This is a genomic window from Calothrix sp. PCC 7507 (assembly GCF_000316575.1).
Taxonomy (GTDB): domain Bacteria; phylum Cyanobacteriota; class Cyanobacteriia; order Cyanobacteriales; family Nostocaceae; genus Fortiea.
This window is the reverse complement of record NC_019682.1, coordinates 2,727,465-2,747,046: the sequence shown is the minus strand read 5'-3', so window position 1 is coordinate 2,747,046 and position 19,582 is coordinate 2,727,465. Positions and strand designations below refer to the sequence as shown.

The 19,582-nt window shown below is 41.8% G+C and carries 18 protein-coding genes; 12 read left to right on the top strand and 6 right to left on the bottom strand.

Annotated features, from left to right (window positions below):
• Window positions 1-370: 370 nt before the first annotated feature.
• Both CAL7507_RS11785 and CAL7507_RS11780 read left to right on the top strand, forming a co-directional pair.
• Entirely contained in the window at window positions 371-748 is a 378-nt protein-coding gene (locus tag CAL7507_RS11785) for a hypothetical protein (RefSeq protein ID WP_015128703.1), read from the top strand.
• 187 nt (window positions 749-935) lie between these two features.
• Window positions 936-2,534 carry an Hsp70 family protein gene (locus tag CAL7507_RS11780; protein ID WP_015128702.1) on the top strand — a complete coding sequence of 533 codons (1,599 nt, stop codon included), beginning with the start codon at window positions 936-938 and terminating at the stop codon, window positions 2,532-2,534.
• A gap of 54 nt (window positions 2,535-2,588) precedes the next feature.
• Here the strand turns inward: CAL7507_RS11780 and CAL7507_RS11775 are convergent, their stop codons facing one another.
• From CAL7507_RS11775 to CAL7507_RS11760, 4 genes are all read right to left on the bottom strand, one after another.
• Window positions 2,589-3,125, bottom strand: a complete 537-nt coding sequence (locus CAL7507_RS11775) for a L,D-transpeptidase (protein WP_015128701.1) — start codon at window positions 3,123-3,125, stop codon at window positions 2,589-2,591.
• A 157-nt stretch (window positions 3,126-3,282) separates the two neighbouring features.
• On the bottom strand, window positions 3,283-3,798 hold the full coding sequence (locus tag CAL7507_RS11770; protein ID WP_015128700.1) for a L,D-transpeptidase: 516 nt from the start codon (window positions 3,796-3,798) through the stop codon (window positions 3,283-3,285).
• 43 nt (window positions 3,799-3,841) lie between these two features.
• A complete protein-coding gene (locus tag CAL7507_RS11765) occupies window positions 3,842-4,483 on the bottom strand; it encodes a bifunctional 4-hydroxy-2-oxoglutarate aldolase/2-dehydro-3-deoxy-phosphogluconate aldolase (protein WP_015128699.1) in 642 nt (213 codons plus the stop codon).
• A 38-nt stretch (window positions 4,484-4,521) separates the two neighbouring features.
• Entirely contained in the window at window positions 4,522-5,121 is a 600-nt protein-coding gene (locus tag CAL7507_RS11760; RefSeq protein ID WP_015128698.1) for a transposase, read from the bottom strand.
• Between the two features lie 22 nt (window positions 5,122-5,143).
• Between CAL7507_RS11760 and CAL7507_RS32335 the strand changes: the two genes are divergently transcribed.
• The 6 genes from CAL7507_RS32335 (at window position 5,144) to CAL7507_RS11730 (ending at window position 12,024) form a co-directional block, all read left to right on the top strand.
• Window positions 5,144-5,302: a hypothetical protein gene (locus tag CAL7507_RS32335; protein ID WP_160166330.1), complete on the top strand. Its 159-nt coding sequence runs from the start codon at window positions 5,144-5,146 to the stop codon at window positions 5,300-5,302.
• Between the two features lie 387 nt (window positions 5,303-5,689).
• Complete coding sequence (locus tag CAL7507_RS11750) at window positions 5,690-7,585, top strand: transketolase (RefSeq protein ID WP_015128697.1); 1,896 nt, start codon at window positions 5,690-5,692, stop codon at window positions 7,583-7,585.
• A gap of 145 nt (window positions 7,586-7,730) precedes the next feature.
• On the top strand, window positions 7,731-8,570 hold the full coding sequence (locus tag CAL7507_RS11745; protein ID WP_015128696.1) for a DUF2382 domain-containing protein: 840 nt from the start codon (window positions 7,731-7,733) through the stop codon (window positions 8,568-8,570).
• A gap of 615 nt (window positions 8,571-9,185) precedes the next feature.
• Window positions 9,186-10,097, top strand: coding sequence for a DUF2382 domain-containing protein (locus tag CAL7507_RS11740; RefSeq protein ID WP_015128695.1), 912 nt, complete (start codon window positions 9,186-9,188; stop codon window positions 10,095-10,097).
• Window positions 10,098-10,377: 280 nt separating this feature from the next.
• Entirely contained in the window at window positions 10,378-10,980 is a 603-nt protein-coding gene (locus CAL7507_RS11735) for a DUF2382 domain-containing protein (RefSeq protein ID WP_015128693.1), read from the top strand.
• Window positions 10,981-11,100: 120 nt separating this feature from the next.
• The gene (locus CAL7507_RS11730) at window positions 11,101-12,024 is read left to right on the top strand and encodes an ion channel (RefSeq protein ID WP_015128692.1); all 924 of its coding nucleotides are present in this window, start codon (window positions 11,101-11,103) and stop codon (window positions 12,022-12,024) included.
• Window positions 12,025-12,035: 11 nt separating this feature from the next.
• Here CAL7507_RS11730 and CAL7507_RS11725 read toward each other — a convergent pair whose 3' ends face one another.
• Entirely contained in the window at window positions 12,036-12,272 is a 237-nt protein-coding gene (locus tag CAL7507_RS11725) for a hypothetical protein (RefSeq protein ID WP_015128691.1), read from the bottom strand.
• Between the two features lie 148 nt (window positions 12,273-12,420).
• Here CAL7507_RS11725 and CAL7507_RS11720 point away from each other — a divergent pair, with 148 nt between their 5' ends.
• The 4 genes from CAL7507_RS11720 (at window position 12,421) to CAL7507_RS11705 (ending at window position 18,085) form a co-directional block, all read left to right on the top strand.
• Window positions 12,421-14,091, top strand: a complete 1,671-nt coding sequence (locus CAL7507_RS11720; protein ID WP_015128690.1) for an alpha/beta hydrolase — start codon at window positions 12,421-12,423, stop codon at window positions 14,089-14,091.
• Window positions 14,092-14,787: 696 nt separating this feature from the next.
• Window positions 14,788-15,690 carry an SDR family oxidoreductase gene (locus tag CAL7507_RS11715; RefSeq protein ID WP_015128689.1) on the top strand — a complete coding sequence of 301 codons (903 nt, stop codon included), beginning with the start codon at window positions 14,788-14,790 and terminating at the stop codon, window positions 15,688-15,690.
• A gap of 220 nt (window positions 15,691-15,910) precedes the next feature.
• Window positions 15,911-17,383, top strand: a complete 1,473-nt coding sequence (locus CAL7507_RS11710) for a hypothetical protein (RefSeq protein WP_015128688.1) — start codon at window positions 15,911-15,913, stop codon at window positions 17,381-17,383.
• Between the two features lie 63 nt (window positions 17,384-17,446).
• Window positions 17,447-18,085: a type I restriction enzyme HsdR N-terminal domain-containing protein gene (locus CAL7507_RS11705; RefSeq protein ID WP_015128687.1), complete on the top strand. Its 639-nt coding sequence runs from the start codon at window positions 17,447-17,449 to the stop codon at window positions 18,083-18,085.
• Between the two features lie 26 nt (window positions 18,086-18,111).
• Here the strand turns inward: CAL7507_RS11705 and CAL7507_RS11700 are convergent, their stop codons facing one another.
• Window positions 18,112-19,470: a sensor histidine kinase gene (locus tag CAL7507_RS11700; protein WP_015128686.1), complete on the bottom strand. Its 1,359-nt coding sequence runs from the start codon at window positions 19,468-19,470 to the stop codon at window positions 18,112-18,114.
• Window positions 19,471-19,582: the final 112 nt, after the last annotated feature.

The following is a 19,582-nucleotide window of genomic DNA, read 5'->3' as shown; positions in this document are numbered from 1 at the left end:
AATATCATGGAGATAAAACATCAGTGCTTTGTCAGTTAAATGAGTATTTATTCTGTTGTAGCAATTCTCAAATGAATGAAATATACCTTTCTCAAAGGAGTCAGAATTCAGAATTATGCAGGATTTATTATCCTGACTCCTGACTAAGGGTGTACTTTACTCGAATAAAAATCACTACATACAGGATAAAGATTAACTGAAATGATCAGAGTACAATGTCTGATCAAGTACCGATATCAAAAATTATTTCCCGCTTAGGATCTCTCTTTATTAAATCACTGCTAATTGTTGCTTAATAACAAGATTGGCATCTCAAAATTTGTTTTCAGACACAGATGAATGACTGAATTAAGAAAGGAGATAATAACTTATGAAGACAGTAATCAAGTTAACACAGCAATCAGTACTAGGAGAGATTGAAAGTGTTTTGGATACATATCCATACCGTCCTTATCAACAAGCTTTTGCTATTCCTGACTTGCGCCAAGAGTTAATTACTTTCGTCCTCAGCCGAATTCCTTGTCTTTACAACACAATGACTGAGGAACAAATTCCGCTTCTGGAAATGGATAAAGAATGCTTGCTTGACTACAAATTGCCCCGTAGTCCTTTAGAACAGCAACTACACGTCCAAAATTTGATTCACCAAGGCATTTACGCTATCTTCCAAGATAAGTCTGATTGGATTAGCCATCACCTTTGTGAAACAGTTCAACCAGGTAGTGAACCGTCTCACTGGTTTGGCTAAATATCTCTCACCAAATTTTTGATGGGAAAGTGAAAAAGGGCGGGGTTTCCCCGCCCCTACTCATGATTTTTTGGGGTATATTCCATTGGAGTTCAGTTAGAGAAAATTTGCGTTCTTGTTGGCTTATGGGACAATGATCTCACCCAAAAAAGCACTTTGCGCCTTGGCGTGAGATAATGCAGATATTATGGCGATCGCAATCGATTTTGGTACCAGTAACACAGTTATTGCTCGGTGGAATCCTGTCACCCAGCAGCCAGAAACCCTAACTCTACCGGGTTTGTCAATTCAACAAAGCTTCAACCCGCCACTAATTCCCAGCTTGGTTTATGTGGAAGAAGCCAGCCTTGGTAAAGTTTTAGTAGGGCAACAAGTGCGCGATCGCGGTTTTGATATCAAAGGCGAAGCACGATTTTTTCGGAGTTTCAAACGGGGTATTGGTGCAGATATTCAAGGATATTTACCCGAACTAGATGGGCAAAGTGTCACATTTGAACAAGTCGGGCAATGGTTTCTCACCCAGGTGATTGAGCAACTAGCACCTACGGAAGGAGGGTTAGACTCTCTGATATTAACCGTACCTGTAGACAGCTTTGAAGCCTATCGCCACTGGTTAGGAAAAGTATGTCAGAGTCTTCCTGTGGAACAAGTGCGGATGTTAGATGAACCCACCGCTGCAGCTTTGGGTTATGGCTTGGCAGATCAAGAAATTTTGTTAGTAATTGATTTTGGCGGTGGTACCTTAGATTTATCGTTGGTGCGGTTAGACAAAAGCGCCAAAGGAACTAACAAGCCTGTAGGCTTCCTTTTGAAATGGGGTAATAAATCCCTCGCAGAAGATTCAAAGCAAAAGGTAAAAACTGCCCGTGTATTAGCAAAAGCTGGGCAAAATTTGGGTGGTACAGACATTGATAGTTGGCTAGTAGATTACTTTGCCAAAACTCAAGGATTAGCGGCGAGTCCCCTGACAACGCGATTGGCTGAACGTCTGAAAATTCAGCTATCAACTCAAAACCAAGCCAGTGAGGTTTATTTTGACGATGAAACATTTGAAAGCTATGAATTGGCACTCAACCGCGACACTTTAGAAAATATTCTCAAAGAACACGCCTTTTTTGAGCAACTAGATGATTCCATGACGAATTTGTTGCAGCAGGCGCGCCGTCAGGGAATAGAAATTGCAGATATTAATGCAGTTTTGTTAGTTGGTGGGACTGTGCAACTACCAGCCGTGCAAACATGGGTAAAGCAGTATTTTGAGCCAGAAAAAATTCGTTGTGAACGTCCGTTTGAAGCGATCGCCCAAGGTGCATTGCAACTAGCACAAGGCGTAGAAATCAAAGATTTTCTCTACCATAGTTATGGTATCCGTTATTGGGATCGGCGCAATCAAAGGCACAACTGGCATCCAATTATTAGGGCTGGACAAGCTTACCCCATGAGTCAGCCAGTGGAATTATTTTTAGGCGCGTCTTTAGAGAATCAACCCAGCATTGAATTAATTATGGGGGAATTGGGAGCTGAGACAGGTGCAACGGAAGTGTATTTTGATGGCGATCGCTTCATTACTCGTCGTCTCAACAGCGGTGAAACCAGCGTCAAACCCCTCAACGATCAAGCAGGTGCGAGAACTATTGCCAAACTTACACCACCAGGATATCCCGGCAGCGATCGCATCAAAATTCTCTTTCAAATTGATGATCAACGCTTCTTAAGAATTACAGTTGAAGACCTATTGACAAATGACACACTTTTAGAAAATCAACTCGTAGCACAGTTGAGTTAGCAATCAAAAATCTTCAAATACCGAGGGCGCGGAGACTGCGCCCCTACGAAAGAATTATCGACGCACCACTACTAAAGTCCCAATTTTTGTCCAGTTATAGAGTTTACGAGCCTGTTTAACTCGCAAATTCACACAACCATGACTAACTGGAGTGCCAAAATTATTATGCCAGTAAGCACCATGAATGGCATAACCGTTATAGAAATACATAGCGTAAGGAACATCAGGAATATCGTAGTCTCTACCCCGCATTCGATTAGTACGATATTTAGAATTAATCTGAAACTTACCTATTGGCGTGGGAGTCCTACGTTTACCTGTAGAAATTCGGAATACATAGACACGTTTTTTCCCTTCCCATGCAGATAATTGTTGTTCTGAAAGGTCAATTTCAATCCAGCGCTCCGGGGATCTCTGCTTCAGAGCCGGGACGGCACTGTTATTATCTAATAAAGCAGCTCTAGCTACAGCAAACTTAGGGTCAAGGGTCATTGGCGATGACCAAGAAAATGAACTCGCCAAAATTAACACTATCCCCACACAAACATTTCTAGAGTAATGTAACCAACCTCTATGAATTAAGGTTTGCATCCAGCATCACCTTCTTTTTAAGCTGCTAAACATGGAGTTTGCCTATTTAATAGCATGTCTGGCTAATCAATTTTGTATAGTGCTGTAACTGGGAATTTGTCATTTGTCAAGAGTCAAGAGGTTATTCTCCCAGTCAACAGTCATCAGTCCCCATTCCCTACTTATTAATCACCACTGGTGTACCAATTGATGCCCAATTGAATAGCCATTTAGCGTGATTAGGGGCAATATTCACGCAGCCGTGGCTAACTGGAGTGCCAAATTTTTTATGCCAGTAGGCACCATGAATTCCGTAACTTCCTTGGTAAAACATTGCATAGGGAACATTAGGAACGTCATAGTCTCTACCCTGCATTCTCATAGATTTAAACTTCGATTGAATTTTAAAAGTACCAAGACGAGTTGGGGTAGATTTTTTGCCTGTGGAAATAGCGATCGCATAAACAGGTCTTCTTCCATTCCAAGCAATTAACCGCTGCTCTGAAAGCTTAATTTGAATCCAGCGCTGATTAGAGTCTTGTAATCTCTGGACGGTTTGGGCAATCATTTGGTTTTTGGGAATTGCCCAAACTTTATCCGCTTCAACATCGGTGACACTCAAAGATAGTAATGCACTAGCCAAGAATATTGGTAAGCTACGTACCCAATGAGGATAAATCAGGCTTTTGTTCATATATCACACTCAAATAAGGAAATTTAGAGAAAATTTTGAGTTTTCACTCTAAATTACCTAACTGTTGTATCAATTTTCTAGCGTCTTGCGTAATAATTTGCCAATTTCCCGCCTCTACCAGATGTCGAGGAAATAATTGTCCACTTAAACCAACGGCTACTGCGCCTGCTTTTAAAAATTCTTGGGCATTTGCCAACGTTACCCCACCAGTAGGGATCAAGGGTATATGTCCCAATGGCCCTTGTAAACTTTTAATATAAGTAGCTCCTCCCACCGCTGCTATAGGAAACACCTTGACACAGCTAGCGCCATGATTCCAGGCGGTAACAATTTCTGTGGGTGAAAGTGCGCCAGGGATCATGGGTACATCTTGCTCAACTGCAGCTTGAATCATTGCTGTATCAACGTGGGGTGAAAAGAGAAATTGCGCCCCAGCAGCGATCGCCCTTTGCAATTGCTCGACATTAAACAGCGTCCCAGTGCCAATAGTACACTCAGGTAGCTCTGAACGTAATTGCGAAATTAATTGCGCTGCGCGATCGCTATTCCAAGCAATTTCTATCAACCGCATTCCCCCAGCAGCTACAGCTAAAGCCATTTGCAGTCCCAATTTCATTTCTGGGGCGCGGATGACTGCGATCGCTTTTTGTTGCTGCAATTTTGATAACCAAACTTGATTAGACATTGTGAATGTGGGAATCGAGAACTTGGGAGATTAAGAGATTAAGAGGGCGCAAAGACCAAATCAAGAGGCGCGGAGACCGCGCCCCTACGGGGGTTTTCGGGATCTTTGTCCCAACGAATGGGGTTGGCGATAATGTATCGTTGAATGAGGTGGAATGCATTTTGATGGCGAATTATGCGATCGTAATCATTACGTTGCCACACCCGATTTTTAGGAGTGTAATCAATTTGATTGATGATCTTGGTTGTTTGGTATTTGTAATAAGCGACAATTTGCCCCAACGTAGGTTGTCGCCGTAGGGGCGGGGTCTCCCCGCCCAACCCCCCACGAAGATCCCCGCCCAAATTCCAACTCACATCGGTAAATTTATCCGTAATCACAATAATTCCGTGAATATGATTGGGCATGATGATAAATTCATCTAATTCAACATGGGGAAAATGATCAGGAATTTGCAACCACAAACGAAAGGCGATCGCACCTCTAATTGTAAATTTCATCTCCCCATTCATTATTTCGCCTAAACAACATTCATGGTGTTGGGTGCAGATGGTAATGAAGTAAGCGCCTGGTTGTGAATAGTCGTATCCCCGCAAGCGAATTGATTGGCGGTGGTGAATATTGGGGTTATATTTCACGGTGGATTTGGCGTATGGGGATATGGATGATGAATGGGCGCAAAGACCAAATCAAGAAGGCGCGGAAACCGCGCCCCTACGGGGGTTTTCTGGATCTTTGTCTCAACGGATGGGGTTGGTAATAAAGATACATCGGTTTATGATGGTAATTAGATTTTTCCCTGATGCCAGCCAGCAATAACGTTTCCAGTCAAGATTTTGGGAATCTTTATCTTAAATTTAAGTAATATATATTAAGTGATTATTTATGCTCTTTAAATCAAATATCTCTGTATATACACTAAAATAGCCCAGGCGATCGCTATTTTGGCAAAGGTCTTGTTGAAGATAAATTTTTTCTATTTCTTGAGAAAGAGTTGTTGGTTATTCCATTAGAAAGAAGCGATTATGTCTGCAAATTTCTACAGTAAACTCATAAAAAATCAAACATCCTCATCGTAGGGACGGGGAAACCTTCCGCTTTAACAGCAATCAGTTTTCAGCAAAGAATTTATAGCAGTTTTTCTTTTAGAAGAGGTTATAGATTCATCTGGCAAATGACAAATGACTAAATTGTCGGGAAAAAACTATGACCACACAACAGCAGCTTCAGCAATGGTATGAACTGGCACAACAGCTGCGTGTCGATAGTATTCGCGCTACAACAGTCGCTGGATCGGGCCATCCTACCTCGTCAATGTCCCCTGCTGACCTGATGGCAGTGCTATTATCTGGATTTCTCCGCTACGACTTTAATGATCCAGATAACCCCAATAACGATCGCTTCATCCTCTCTAAAGGACACGCAGCACCACTCCTCTATGCCATGTACAAAGCTGCGGGAGTAATATCGGATGAAGATTTACTGTCATTGCGAAAATTTGGCAGTCCTCTCGAAGGTCATCCAACGCCAGTATTACCTTGGGTAGATGTAGCCACAGGCTCCTTGGGACAGGGATTACCCATTGGTGTAGGTCTGGCTTTAGCAGGTAAATATTTAGACCAGCTACCCTACCATGTTTGGGTATTATTGGGTGATAGCGAAACAGCTGAAGGCTCAGTCTGGGAGGCTTTTGATCATGCTGCACACTATGGTTTAGATAATCTGATTGCCATTATCGATGTTAATCGACTTGGTCAGCGGGGTCAGACGGAATTAGGCTGGAATACACAAGCCTATGCCAAGCGTGCTAGAGCCTTTGGTTGGGAAGCAATGGAAATTGACGGACACAATCTCATAGAAATTGATCAAGCTTATAGCGCCGCTTTAGCCGTTACCGATCGCCCCACGGTAATTATCGCTCAAACCAAGAAGGGTAAAGGTGTAGACGCTTTAGAAGATTTAGGTGGTTGGCATGGTAAGGCGTTAAAACCTGATGATGAAAAACAAGCGATCGCCGAACTAGGTGGTGAACGCTACATCACAATTTCAGTCCAAAAGCCGGAAGCACAAGAGCAACCAGCCGTCACAGGAAATACTCATCTACTGCAATTACCCACTTACAATAAAGGCGCTCATGTAGCCACCCGTCGCGCCTACGGTGATGCTTTAAAGGCTTTGGGAGCCGCTCAACCAGATGTAGTTGTTCTTGATGCCGAGGTCAGTAATTCCACGTATGCTGAAGATTTTGCCGAAGCCTATCCTGAGCGCTACTTTGAAATGTTCATCGCCGAACAGCAAATGGTAGCAGCTGCAATCGGTTTGCAAGTGCGAAAATACAAACCCTTCGCTTCTACCTTCGCCGCCTTCTTAACTCGCGCCTACGACTTTGTGCGGATGGCGGCCGTGTCCCGCGCCAACATTAAATTAGTGGGTTCCCATGCTGGTGTATCCATTGGTCAAGATGGTCCTTCACAGATGGGATTGGAAGACTTAGCCGCCTTCCAAGCAGTGTGCGGTAGCACCGTGCTATATCCCAGTGATGCCAACCAGACAGCTAAACTAGTAGAGCAAATGAGCGATCGCTCTGGTGTTGTCTACCTCCGCACCACACGAGAAAGCACAGAGGTACTCTATGGTGCTGAAGAACAATTTCCCATTGGTGGTAGCAAAATAGTCCGAATTTCTGACCGAGATCAAGCCACCGTTATAGCTGCGGGTATCACTCTCCACGAAGCACTCAAGGCTTATAACAGACTTAAAAACGAAGGTATTGCAGTGCGTGTCATTGACACTTATTCAGTCAAACCCATTGATGTACATACCTTACATCAAGCCGCACGGGATACCAAAGGTAATTTAGTAGTTGTTGAAGACCACTGGATGGAAGGTGGATTAGGTGCAGCAGTATTGGATGCCTTTGCAGGTCATGGCGATCGTCCCAGCTACAATGGGCCCCAACTGCAACTAATTAAGTTAGCAGTCGTTGATATGCCAGGTTCGGGTACACCAGACGAACTTCTTCATGCTGCCAAAATAGATGCTGAGGCGATCGTAGAAGCTGTGAAATTCCAAGTCAGACAGCCAATAGGTGTATCAAACTAAAGTCTGAAGTATTAGGCTCGTACAAGATTGCCTATTCCTTATTACCTGGTATATCTCAATTGAATTAAGTCGCTGGCATGAGGAAAAAAAACTGCACGAATTTTATTCTAAAGCATAGATTCTATTTAGAAAATAGGAATAGCATATGCCTCTCTACAAACTTGAAGAATTTGACAAAAATTACCGAGAAACCTTTGGTGATAGTGACGTTAAAACTTTGGATGTTTGTACCGAACATGGAGTAAAAGTTGGCTCTATTTCTGATACTTTAGTTGACCAGAATGGTCGTTTTCGTTATCTTGTGATTGATACTGCTTTTAATTCAGGCAGTAAAAAGATACTACTGCCAGTCGGTCTTTCTCGAATTAATTATCCGGCGAAACGTGTCTATGTAGATGGACTTAGCAAAGAGCAAATAGAACGTTTGCCTGCGTATAGCGAAGATATAGTCATCGATGAAGACTTTGAAGAAAGAGTACGTAATGTTTATCGGTCTACCAATAATGGCATAAAGTATGATCGCGACACATATTCATACCAACAAGAACCTAACTTATATCAATTAGATGATCAATATCATCAAACTTTTAGACTTTATGAGGAGCGCTTGATTGCTAACAAAAATCGGATTAAAACTGGAGAGGTTACACTTGGTAAGCACATTGAGACACAAACTGCACGGGTTGCAGTTCCTATTCAAAAAGAACGTGTCGTAATTGAGCGAGTTCCTTCCACAGCATCAGGAACGTTATTAGATCCCCAAGAAGTACGGTTCCACGAAGGAGAAATAGCACGTATAGAAGTGTATGAAGAAACGCCTCAAATTCATAAAGAAGCGTTTGTCCGCGAAGAAATTCGAGTTAAAAAAGTAGTAGAGCAAGACACATTTGAAGCGCAAGATATAATTCGCCGAGAAGAGTTAGATATTGATACAGGTGATCTGCGTGTGAATGATACTGATCCAAATAGACCAGAGCTTGTTTAATTAGCTGTCATGAACTGCGTACAATAAAACGGATAAAATTATGCTGAAGTGAGGATACTCACTTAAAATTAGCATTTTTTCAGTTAGACAATTAAAAACTACCATAGTGCAGGCATGTAATTTTCTACTTGTCTGTACTTTTATAGCATTTCTCAACAAGTGTGAGATACATCGGTTAGGGCATGGCACTGCCATGCCCCTACACAGCGTGATATATTTTTGTACTTCATTTGAATGGGAAGCGCTATAACATTCTCAGCAAAAAATATTTCCTGAAAAATACTAAATTATTATTGTAGAGACTTTGCAATCTAACATCTCCACCTAAAGATATATTGTGTTTATTAATTTAATCAGTAATTTATTTTTATTTTGTTAATTACATCAATTTACCGAAAAAATGTGATGGATAAATCTTAGGGGCGGGGTTTTCCCGACCTTCAAGACAATCCATCTGTCGCAAACATTATTTAAATTAGTATTAGCATAAAATACCTACTTCTGATGATGAATTAGTGAGCAAATTAATTCAGTCGAGAGAAAGATGTGTAAAAGCACGTAAATTATCTAGTTTAGATATTAGAAGATAGCAGAAAAGCTTTGAGGTTCAATATAATGGCTCTTTACAAACTGCAAGATTTTGACCCTAATTACCGCGAGACTTTTCAAGATAAAGACATTAAAGGATTAGGTGTCTATACAGAAGGAACTGAAGAAAAGATTGGCTCAGTCAATGAAGTTTTAGTCGATGACGAAGGTCATTTCCGCTATCTAGTGGTTGACTTAGGTTTTTGGATTTTTGGTAAAAAAGTCTTGTTACCAATTGGTCGTTCCCGCATTGACTATAATAGCGATCGCGTTTATACAATCGGTCTGACTAGAGAGCAAGCAGAAAACTTACCTGAGTTTGACGAACGCCTAGCGCTTGATTATGACTATGAAGAAAGGGTGCGCGGAGTTTATCGCGCTCCTGGATCTGATACCTTTCCGTTAGAATCATCAGCATCTTTAGAATCATTAACACCGGTGGACGCGACACCAGGCGTTGATCGCAGTTATCAAGGGTTGGCTACACCTGCTTACAACCGCGATACATACAATTACCAAAATGAGCCTTCATTATATGGGTTAAATGAGCAAGATCATCAAACCTTCAAATTGTATGAAGAACGTTTGATAGCCAATAAACGACGCCAGAAAACTGGAGAAGTATCAGTTGGTAAATACGTTGAAACTGATACTGCACGGGTTGCAGTACCAATCGAAAGAGAACGTGTGGTAATTGAGCGTGTAACACCTACAGATGCAGGCAGAGCCGTTTCTCCTGGTGAAGGTGCTTTCCGTGAAGGCGAAGTTGCTCGTTTAGAAATCCACGAAGAAACACCCGACATTCAAAAAGAAACATTTGTGCGCGAAGAGGTGAGAGTCAGAAAAGTTGTTGAGCAAGATACAGCGGAGGCTCAAGCAACTGTACGTCGTGAAGAGTTAGACGTAAATACTCCTGATCTCCCAATCCAGGAACGCTAATTGACACAGTAAATAAGGCGGTGCAAATAAAATTAACTCGTTGGGATCGTCATTTGTCATTCGTTCAGGCAGATTTACGCTTTCTAACATAGTTTGCTCCCGCCAACTTACTTAATTAGTAGCACTGCTCACCATTACTTGAAACACTTATGTTTTCCTTGGTGGGCGATGCCTACCCTACGTTTATTCAGAATGCTGCAATATCTCAATTGAAATAGGTTTAACTCAATTTTGACATAGTGCAGGTAGAGTTTTGAATTAAGCTTTACCTGTATATGTCATGTTTCAACGCCATAAAGAATATAACTTACCTCATCAAAAAATAAAATTTATGCCTGAAGATTTCAACACAACAACACCAGGCGGACAGACAATATCAGCATCCTCGATTGAGCCAGAAGCTAATAGTCAAATTATTCATAGCTTGGTAGAAAAAAACAACTTAGCTGAAGTTAGAGAAGAAGAGATTATTAAATTATTAGAAGAAAGATTAGTAGTTAATCTTAATCAGCAGAAAATAGGTGATGTCATCGTTCGCAAGGTCATCGAAACGCGGATGGTACAAGTTCCTGTACGGCGTGAGAAGCTCATCGTAGAACAAATTAGCCCAGAAAACAAACAACTAGCTGAAATTGATTTAGGTTCAGGGGAAATTTCTGGTGTTGAGTTAACTCAAGGAGAAAGAGCAGAATTTGTGAGTTTGGATGGTGGTTTAGCTGTGAGCGGGGTTTTTAGCTCACCAAAAATTGCTAGTTTGCTTTTGAATGCGATCGCTCTTGAACAAAACCACAGTTGTCAGCAGGTGCAAGTTTCGATTGTAGTCGAAGATCAAGAACATCAGCAGAAATACCAGGAGTGGTTTGACCGCTGTTCTCAAAGGTAATAAGGAGGGATGACGGTTAACTGTTGACTGTTGTGTTTTGGCTAATTGAATTTTCTCATTTCACAGTAAGTTAGTAGTGTCATTGTTGACAATACTGAACCTTTCTTTCAGCTACTCCCAATGAGATTTCGATTGACAAGACTTTCCAGGAAGCAAAGACAGCGACAGCAGCCACGAGTTCACATCAAAATCCGGGATGGACAGTTCCACATTGTCGGTTTGGGTTCTTGGTACTCCTACTGGCGTGATCCTTACCATCTGCTACTCACAATTCCCTGGTTTGGTTTCCTGGGAATAATTGCTGCTTCATATTTGGCTATTAATGCCATATTTGCCTTCTTCTACTTAGCTGGCGGAGATTGCATCGTCAACGCCAAACCTGGCTCTTTCTTGGATGTGTTTTTCTTCAGTGTACAAACGCTGGCATCCATTGGCTATGGTGCGATGTATCCCAAAACAATTTACGCTAATACTATTGTCACCATTGAAGCGATGATTGGTCTAGTGGGGATCGCTGTGATGACGGGATTAGCATTTGCTCGCTTTTCCCGACCAACTGCTCGCGTGATATTTAGCAGTGTCGCAGTTATTACACCTTATGAGGGAATGCCAACGCTGATGTTCCGCACTGCTAACCAGCGCCGTAACTTAATTCTGGAAGCTCAGATGCGAGTGTACTTAATGCGAGATGAAGTTACCTCAGAGGGGCAGGCGATGCGTAGAATCCACGACCTGAGGCTGCTAAGGAATCAGACACCTAGCTTTAGCTTATCCTGGTCGGTGATGCATGTGATTGATGAGTTTAGCCCTCTGTATGGAATGACGCCGGAGTCATTAATTCAGACAAATACTATGCTTGTGATTTCTGTGAGTGGCATTGATGAGACAGTGGCACAGGTAGTACATGCTCGTCATCAATACGGTGCTAGTGAAATCCTTTGGAATCATAGCTTTGTCGATATCTTGCACCACACAAACGATGGAAATCGCTACATTGACTATCAGTATTTCCACGATGTTTTACCTTTAGATGCAGCGAATTGAGTGTCTAAAAGTTATTCAGGACTCTCATTAGGCTGTTTTTCTAATGGTTTAACAACAACACGACCATTTTCAACCACAGTGCAATTTTTCACATCGCTCTTACTATGGTTGACTGGCACATCTTGACACTGGTTTTGATGGGAGATATTTTGCTCCTGTTGTTGATTGAGGACAACGACGCAACAGGAACAGGAAGTTAAGGACATATGAGGAACTTTGATCTCTATATTAATTATCGCGCTACTCATGTCATTTGGTGTTTGTCAGAAGTCAGGAGTCAAGAGTCAGGAGTCAAGAGTCAGGAGTCAAAAATTATTGCCTATTGCCTATTGCCTATTGCCTATCCCCCGTTCCCGTTTATGTCTAAACTAAATGAACAGGAAAGGGGGAAAAATGATGAAAAAACTTATAAAATACCTCAGTTTCGGGTTGCTATCTACCTTAATGACTGCAACTCCTGGACTAGGTGCTGAACGTATTAGCTTTTTTTACCCTCCCTTTGGGGAATTTTCTTTATCTGTAGAGTCGCTAGAACTTTTTGCTAAAGAAGGCAAGATTGATAGTGAGTTGGAATTTTACGCTAGCCGTGCTAATCCTCAACAACTGGCTCAATTGCGGGATCTGCTGCAGCAGCGCTTTAATGTGACTCCAACTTTGGTATCTCAGGTTACTTACTCACCTATAGGTCAACAAGTGCTGCAACGTCTGGGAGAATTAGTCTTGACTGACTCTCGACGGAATGGGTTTTACGCTTTACGCGGTTCGTTAATATTGGCGGCGGCTGATCCCAAGGGTTTAACGGTGGTGAATTTGCTGCGGAAGTTTCCTGGTGAAAATTTGCGGCTGAATTTTACGGAGGGGCTAAGGATAGTCTCGGATTTGTCGGAGTTGCTGAAAAAAAGAGATGAAGTAGTTGGTGCTGTCCAAAAAGAAGCAATTACGGAAGCGGCTAATTCCACTGTTGATTTCTCTCAACAACCAGATTTAAGATCGCCTGGAAAATTCGGCTGGGATAAAAAAAGTTTAACTCTCGATGACAGTTCACGCGATCGCCGTCTGCCTGTGGATATCTATCTCCCTAAAGCAAAATCAGCAACTAGTGGGGATACTCCCTCGCCTCCCTTTCCTCTGGTAGTAATTTCTCACGGTATCGCCTCAGATCGTTATGCCTTCGTTTATCTGGCTGAACATCTCGCATCCTACGGTTTTGCTGTTGCTGTCCTGGAACACCCTGGTAGTAATGCCGAACGTGTTCAGCAATATTTTGCCGGTTTAGCAGCAGCACCAGATGCTAAAGAATTTATCAACCGACCTTTAGATATTAAGTTTCTTCTCAATGAACTCCAGAGACTGGAAAAATCCGATGCTTCTCTACAAGGAAAACTAAATTTCCAGCAAGTAGGGGTGATTGGTCATTCATTCGGTGGTTACACTGCTTTGGCTTTAGCTGGAGCAAAAATTAACACTAATCAGCTCCGCCAGGATTGTAATCCTGATAATACATCATCTTTTAACTTGTCACTGATTTTGCAGTGTCAAGCAATCGAATTACCCCAGACAGATTATCAACTCGCAGACGATCGCATCAAAGTTGCTCTGGCTATTAATCCCATAGACAGTTCGATTATGGGTGAGAGCGAGATCCGGAAAATTAAAATTCCCATCATGTTGGTGGCTGGTAGTCAAGATATTTTTGCCCCACCAGTCTCGGAACAGATTCGCCCCTTCACTTGGCTGGCTGATTCCACTAAATATTTAGCCTTGGTGGAAAACGCCACTCATTTTTCGGCGATCGCTGAACCCACTCCAGAAAATGATGTCTTACCTGTCCCCCCAGCATTACTCGGTCCCAACCGGGCTGCGTTCTATTCTTATATCAAGGCGTTAAGTGTAGCTTTCTTAGAAACTCATCTGCTCAAACGCCCTGAATATGCCTCTTATCTGCAGCCATCTTATGCCAAATTTATTAGTCAAGCTCCCCTCAATCTCAGTTTTTTACAGTCGCAGAGTAATGAAAAGCTGATTCAAGTCGTCAATGATTCAATTCCCCAGTTAGCTAAACCTTAATCAGTTAACAGTTAACAGTCAACAGTCATCAGTCAGAGGTTCTTTAAACGCAGACTTCAATGCGACGAAATCACCACGGGGATCAATATAGATAAGTCAAAATTCAAAAGTTACAAGTCAAAAACACAAATAATTCAGTAAATACACTGAAATGATCTACCCTTGCGATGTTTCTAAGGTAATGTGTCTTCTTAGTGTCAAAGTGATGACGAAATCTGTCACATATTTGGCAAAACTGTTGATTTGCCTGAGTTTGACGCAGTAATTTAAGGTGATTGTCAGGGAATTGCTATATTTATCAGGCAGTATTTATAAAAACTTATCTCCGAATTTATTCTTTATATATATACTAGTTGTAAAGAAGTATTAAGAAATACTTATTAAAAAATATTGCTATAACTTGATTTAATTGTTAACGTGTGTATGGCAGCGATCTGGTGAACGCTCTAAATCAGGAGAAGTAAAAACCTATGAGCTATATCCATTCAGCCAATTGTGGAAAATGTTGATCATCCAGCAAAAGCAAGAAATTTCTGTTGTTTATAGAGTAAGGGTGAGGTATTGCAGATTAATCCAGAAATATCTCCTTGCTGAAGGCTTAGTACAAATTTGATTGCAAATACGATAGATCACTTGTCTTACTTACGAGACGCAACTGAAAGCGCAGTAGGACTAAGAATTTGGAGGTAAAAACTCATGAAGATTGAAGGTAAGGTAGCTCTAATTACTGGGGCTTCCCGCGGTATAGGACGTGCGATCGCCCTCGAACTAGCACAACAAGGTATCAAGCGAGTGATATTGCTAGCACGCGATCGCCAGAAATTAGCCCAAGTAGCCGAGGAAATTGAGGCGATGGGTGTGCAAACGACAATTATGTCTGTTGATTTAACTCAAGTTGTGGAGCTAAATATTGTCGTAGCTCAACTTTGGCGCAACTATGGCCCAATTCATCTGTTGGTTAATTGTGCGGGAGTCGCATATCAAAACTCATTCTTGCAGTCTAAACTCCCCCAAGTCCAAGAAGAACTGTCTGTGAATTTAATGGGGATGTACACCCTAACTAGTTTAGTCGCCCGTCGGATGGCTAGTCATAGACAAGGGACAATTGTTAATGTATCTAGCTTGATGGGCAAAATAGCAGCACCAACAATGGCGACTTATTCAGCCACAAAGTTTGCAATATTAGGGTTTACCCAAGCCTTACGCCGCGAACTAGCTGAACACAATATTCAAGTCAAAGCCTTACTACCTACTCTCACAGACACCGACATGGTGCGGGACTTCAAATTATTTCGCTGGGTGATCCCAATGACTCCCCAGCAAGTCGCCCAAACCCTAATCACCGGATTAGAAAGGGATACACCAGAAATTTTAGTAGGATGGCAAAGTCATTTAGCTGTTTGGTGTCAACGCCTAGCACCTTGGTTGTTAGAGTTGGTGTTAAATATAGCCTCTCCCTCAACGTCAAACAGACAACAGCCGGGCGATCTCATGGGAATACTCACCCAAAAACTAGGCTTTTTGAGCAAATTTCAGCGTATTAGTGATTTTTTCTGGTCAAACAACATGGCTAATTTAGTCTCGGCGCGGAAATCATGATGGTTTAACCTCATAGCATGAGGCGTTGCACAAATGAGGGATCACCCCGCAAATATGCAACGCCCATAAACTCCTCCGCGCCCCTCTGCGTTGAACTCCGCGCCCCTCTGCGTTAAAAAAACTCCACCACCTTCAAGCAAAGCGACGTTGCAAACATTATTAAAATTGGTATGAGTCGCGATCGCATAATGAGACATCTCTCGTTTCGGAGCAACCAGAAATGCTGACTTTGTCTACCACTCTACCCGCCTTGCCCGAAATCATCGATGGTTTACCGAATATTTCCGGTTGGGAAACAGAGGTACTCTCAGTTGTTAACCATGATGCACCTGTATTTTTAACCACAACAAATATTAAATTAGCAGATATCAATGCCGGGTTTGCGATCGCCCTACACATGCACCAACCAACCATCCCCGCTGGACATAATGGTGCATTGATCAGCAATCTGCAACATATGTTTGAACATCCCAATCAAGGAGATAATCATAATGCAGGGCCCTTTGCCTATTGTTACAGCCGCATCGGTGACTTCATTCCCGAACTTGTAGATCAAGGCTGCAATCCCCGCGTCATGTTGGATTACTCCGGTAATCTGTTGTGGGGACTTAGACAAATGGGACGAGGTGATATTCTTGATAACCTCAAACGCATCACCTGCGATTCTACCTATCAGCCTTATGTCGAGTGGTTGGGCACAATGTGGAGTCATGCGGTGATTCCTTCCACCCCTATAGCAGATATCAAATTACATATCATCGCCTGGCAACATCAATTTGCCGCAATTTTTGGCTGGGAAGCACTGGCGCGAGTCAAAGGATTTTCACCACCAGAAATGCACCTACCAAATCACCCTGATACCCTCTATGAATTCGTCAAAGCGCTTAAAGAATGCGGATATCGTTGGTTACTGGTTCAAGAACACACCATAGAGACAATTAGTGGTCAATCTATTATTCATAAACATTTACCACATCAATTAATTGCCCGCAATTCCCAAGGCGAAACAATTAGTATTACCGTCTTAATTAAAACCCAAGGTTCAGATACTAAATTAGTTGCTCAGATGCAACCTTACTATGAAGCCAAAACCCTATCGAAACAACAAGTAGGGAATGTATTTATTCCCCCAATTGTGAGCCAAATTGGCGATGGTGAAAATGGCGGTGTGATGATGAATGAATTTCCCAGCGCTTTCAAACAAGCTTGGCATCAAATGGCCAATCAAGGGGGAGGGAAATCAGATGTTGTGGGGTTGTGTGGTACAGAATATTTGGAATTAATCGCAGCGGCTGGTTGTCAGACTGAAGATTATCCCACTTGTCAACCTGTAGGACAACACCAAATTTGGCAACGAATTTCACCAGAAAACACTCAACCAGAAGCTGTAGAGAATGCCATCCAAGAATTAAAGCAAATTAACCCTAACTTTCATATGGATGGAGCCTCATGGACAAATCATATTAGTTGGGTGCAAGGATATGAAAATGTTTTGTCTCCTATGTATCAATTCAGCAGTTTATTTCATCAAAAAATAGAGCAATTATTGCCAACTAACTCAGCAGCATATCGCCAAGTTCTACTACATAATCTTTTGCTGCAAACTAGCTGTTTTCGTTATTGGGGACAAGGTGCTTGGACTGACTATGCTCGCGAGATTTACCAACGTGGCGAAAATTTGTTAATTGGATAATTTCCACCATAAATATCTAATCAGTTAAAGTTAAGAGTATCAAGAAAACAAAAGGGAAAAGCCATGACACAAACAGCAGCTATTACTGACGTTATCACCAGCTTAACTAAGGCAGAAAGTCTGTTTGGTCTGGAACGTGTCGAAAACGAGGAGTTTTTTTCTGAGTGGAGTACGGAACTACCTGAAATCACCGATGAGGAAAAAGCTTCCTTGGATGTGCTACGGCGGAGATATCTTTATCACCGGGGTGAAGGGGATTTGTTAGAGGGAACAGTCATGTTGTTAGTAGTATCCCCTTTATTGGCCTTGGCAGGATTTTACGATCCTCCTTTCAGGATTAAGGCAGAATCATCGGTCGATTTGATGCTAGATGATGGGGAGGAGATATTACGTGGACGAATTGATGTTCTAGTATTACAACAGCAATTGTGGGTGATGGTATTGGAGTCAAAAAAGACCACGCTTTCGGTTTGGTCTGCAGTACCGCAAGCACTCGCTTATCTGATGGCTAATCCTCAACCTAATCGCCCTGTGTTGGGGATGGTGACCAATGGAGACGATGTGTTGTTTATCAAGGTGACACAAGCCGAAACACCACAATACGACTTGTCAAGGGTTTTTGCTTTGTTTACCTCTGTGCGAGAACTGTACAGCATCCTACAAATTCTCAAGCGATTTGGTCAAGCGATCGCCCCTGCTTAAATCAGTTAACTGATAACTGATAACTGTTAAGCTAAGGGCAATAATATTTCAAACTCAGTCCCAAAACCATGTTTTGAACTAAAATTAAATTTACCTCCATGTTTTGAGGTAATAATTCGATAACTTATAGCTAAACTAGTTGTTTTATCAGCAAGTTTTTCTATAGAAAAAGACTCAATTATTTGCTGTTGTAACTTCTCAGATAAACCAGGCCCGTTATCAGCAATGTGAATTAAAACCCAGCGAGAGTCAGGTAGTTCTGGATTATCTCCTGCTTGTGAAATTACTTTTGTAGTTATATCAATCCGCGGTTTATCGTCATTTTTTGTAGTCTCTGAATTAAACTGATAACGCACAGCTTCATTCAGTAAAGTATCTATAGATTCACTGAGAATATTCATCAATACTTGGCTTAATTGCCCCATAAAACAAGATACTGGAGGCAAGTGACCGTAGTGTTTAACTATGTCAATTTCTCCCTTAATTCGGCTATTAATTAACAGCACAACACTATCTATACAAGAGTGTAAATCTGTAGGTTTAGGATAAATTTCATCGATATGACAGAATGTTTGTAAACTGGTAACGAGTTTTTTTAATCTTTCGGCTCCAGTGCGAATACTAGTTAAAGTTTTTGATAAATCTTCCTCTAAGTAATCAAATTCAATTTCATCTTTAAAATGGATAATTTCTTCTGAAGGAGTAGATAAATTTCTTTCATAAACTGCGATTAGCTTAAGCAAGTCTTGGCTGTAGTTAGAGACATAGGTTAAGTTACCCCAAATAAAACTTACAGGGTCTAAAATTTCGTGTGCTACCCCATCAACTAAACGTCCCAGACTTGCCATTTTCTCGTTTTGAATCATTTTGGCTTGGCTGCGTTCGTACCTTATCTGAGTTTCAACACCGCGAATTTGCCAAGAAGCAAGATTTAATTCATGTATATCTAGTAGCTGATAAATATCAGGTGCTGTTTGTACTACCACAGGTTCAGCGAAAAGTTCAGGCGATCGCCTCATGGTAAACTGCATTGCTGTCAAAACTGGTGTTGTATCAGGAAACTGCAAAATCGCTGTGCGCGCATAGCTGTAGAGAACACCCAACGGTTCCCGGAAAAATAATTCTTGTCCGTGGGGACGAATCAAAAATTCTAGGAGTCTTCGCCGCGAAATCATCCCGATAAATTTTCCCTGTTCGAGTAAGATTACGCCTGGGAGTAACGGGTATTTTTCAAAAAATTGCGTAACTTCCATAGCCGTACAGCTAACTTCCACTTGAAAGCTATACATTGACAGTTCCTGGAGAGTTGAATCTAAGCCAAGATGGCGATCGCTACCATGAGACAAAAATGGTGGTGAAATTTGGGAACTGAATTCTTGTGGCACTGGAAATTCTAGCTTGTATAAAAACGGTCAACCAATAAGGTAACATTTTAGCCTTTGGTAGTCTCTCCTTAATCGGGTAATATACGCCACTATGGGACTTATAAATCCCAGT

What these genes read in the sequence shown, in the direction of transcription:
- CAL7507_RS11785 (WP_015128703.1), top strand. Translation starts at nt 371, where the DNA reads ATGAAGACAGTAATCAAGTTAACACAGCAATCAGTACTAGGAGAGATT.
- CAL7507_RS11780 (WP_015128702.1), top strand. Translation starts at nt 936, where the DNA reads ATGGCGATCGCAATCGATTTTGGTACCAGTAACACAGTTATTGCTCGG.
- CAL7507_RS11775 (WP_015128701.1), bottom strand. Translation starts at nt 3,125, where the DNA reads ATGCAAACCTTAATTCATAGAGGTTGGTTACATTACTCTAGAAATGTT.
- CAL7507_RS11770 (WP_015128700.1), bottom strand. Translation starts at nt 3,798, where the DNA reads ATGAACAAAAGCCTGATTTATCCTCATTGGGTACGTAGCTTACCAATA.
- CAL7507_RS11765 (WP_015128699.1), bottom strand. Translation starts at nt 4,483, where the DNA reads ATGTCTAATCAAGTTTGGTTATCAAAATTGCAGCAACAAAAAGCGATC.
- CAL7507_RS32335 (WP_160166330.1), top strand. Translation starts at nt 5,144, where the DNA reads ATGGATGATGAATGGGCGCAAAGACCAAATCAAGAAGGCGCGGAAACC.
- CAL7507_RS11750 (WP_015128697.1), top strand. Translation starts at nt 5,690, where the DNA reads ATGACCACACAACAGCAGCTTCAGCAATGGTATGAACTGGCACAACAG.
- CAL7507_RS11745 (WP_015128696.1), top strand. Translation starts at nt 7,731, where the DNA reads ATGCCTCTCTACAAACTTGAAGAATTTGACAAAAATTACCGAGAAACC.
- CAL7507_RS11740 (WP_015128695.1), top strand. Translation starts at nt 9,186, where the DNA reads ATGGCTCTTTACAAACTGCAAGATTTTGACCCTAATTACCGCGAGACT.
- CAL7507_RS11735 (WP_015128693.1), top strand. Translation starts at nt 10,378, where the DNA reads ATGTTTCAACGCCATAAAGAATATAACTTACCTCATCAAAAAATAAAA.
- CAL7507_RS11730 (WP_015128692.1), top strand. Translation starts at nt 11,101, where the DNA reads ATGAGATTTCGATTGACAAGACTTTCCAGGAAGCAAAGACAGCGACAG.
- CAL7507_RS11725 (WP_015128691.1), bottom strand. Translation starts at nt 12,272, where the DNA reads ATGAGTAGCGCGATAATTAATATAGAGATCAAAGTTCCTCATATGTCC.
- CAL7507_RS11720 (WP_015128690.1), top strand. Translation starts at nt 12,421, where the DNA reads ATGAAAAAACTTATAAAATACCTCAGTTTCGGGTTGCTATCTACCTTA.
- CAL7507_RS11715 (WP_015128689.1), top strand. Translation starts at nt 14,788, where the DNA reads ATGAAGATTGAAGGTAAGGTAGCTCTAATTACTGGGGCTTCCCGCGGT.
- CAL7507_RS11710 (WP_015128688.1), top strand. Translation starts at nt 15,911, where the DNA reads ATGCTGACTTTGTCTACCACTCTACCCGCCTTGCCCGAAATCATCGAT.
- CAL7507_RS11705 (WP_015128687.1), top strand. Translation starts at nt 17,447, where the DNA reads ATGACACAAACAGCAGCTATTACTGACGTTATCACCAGCTTAACTAAG.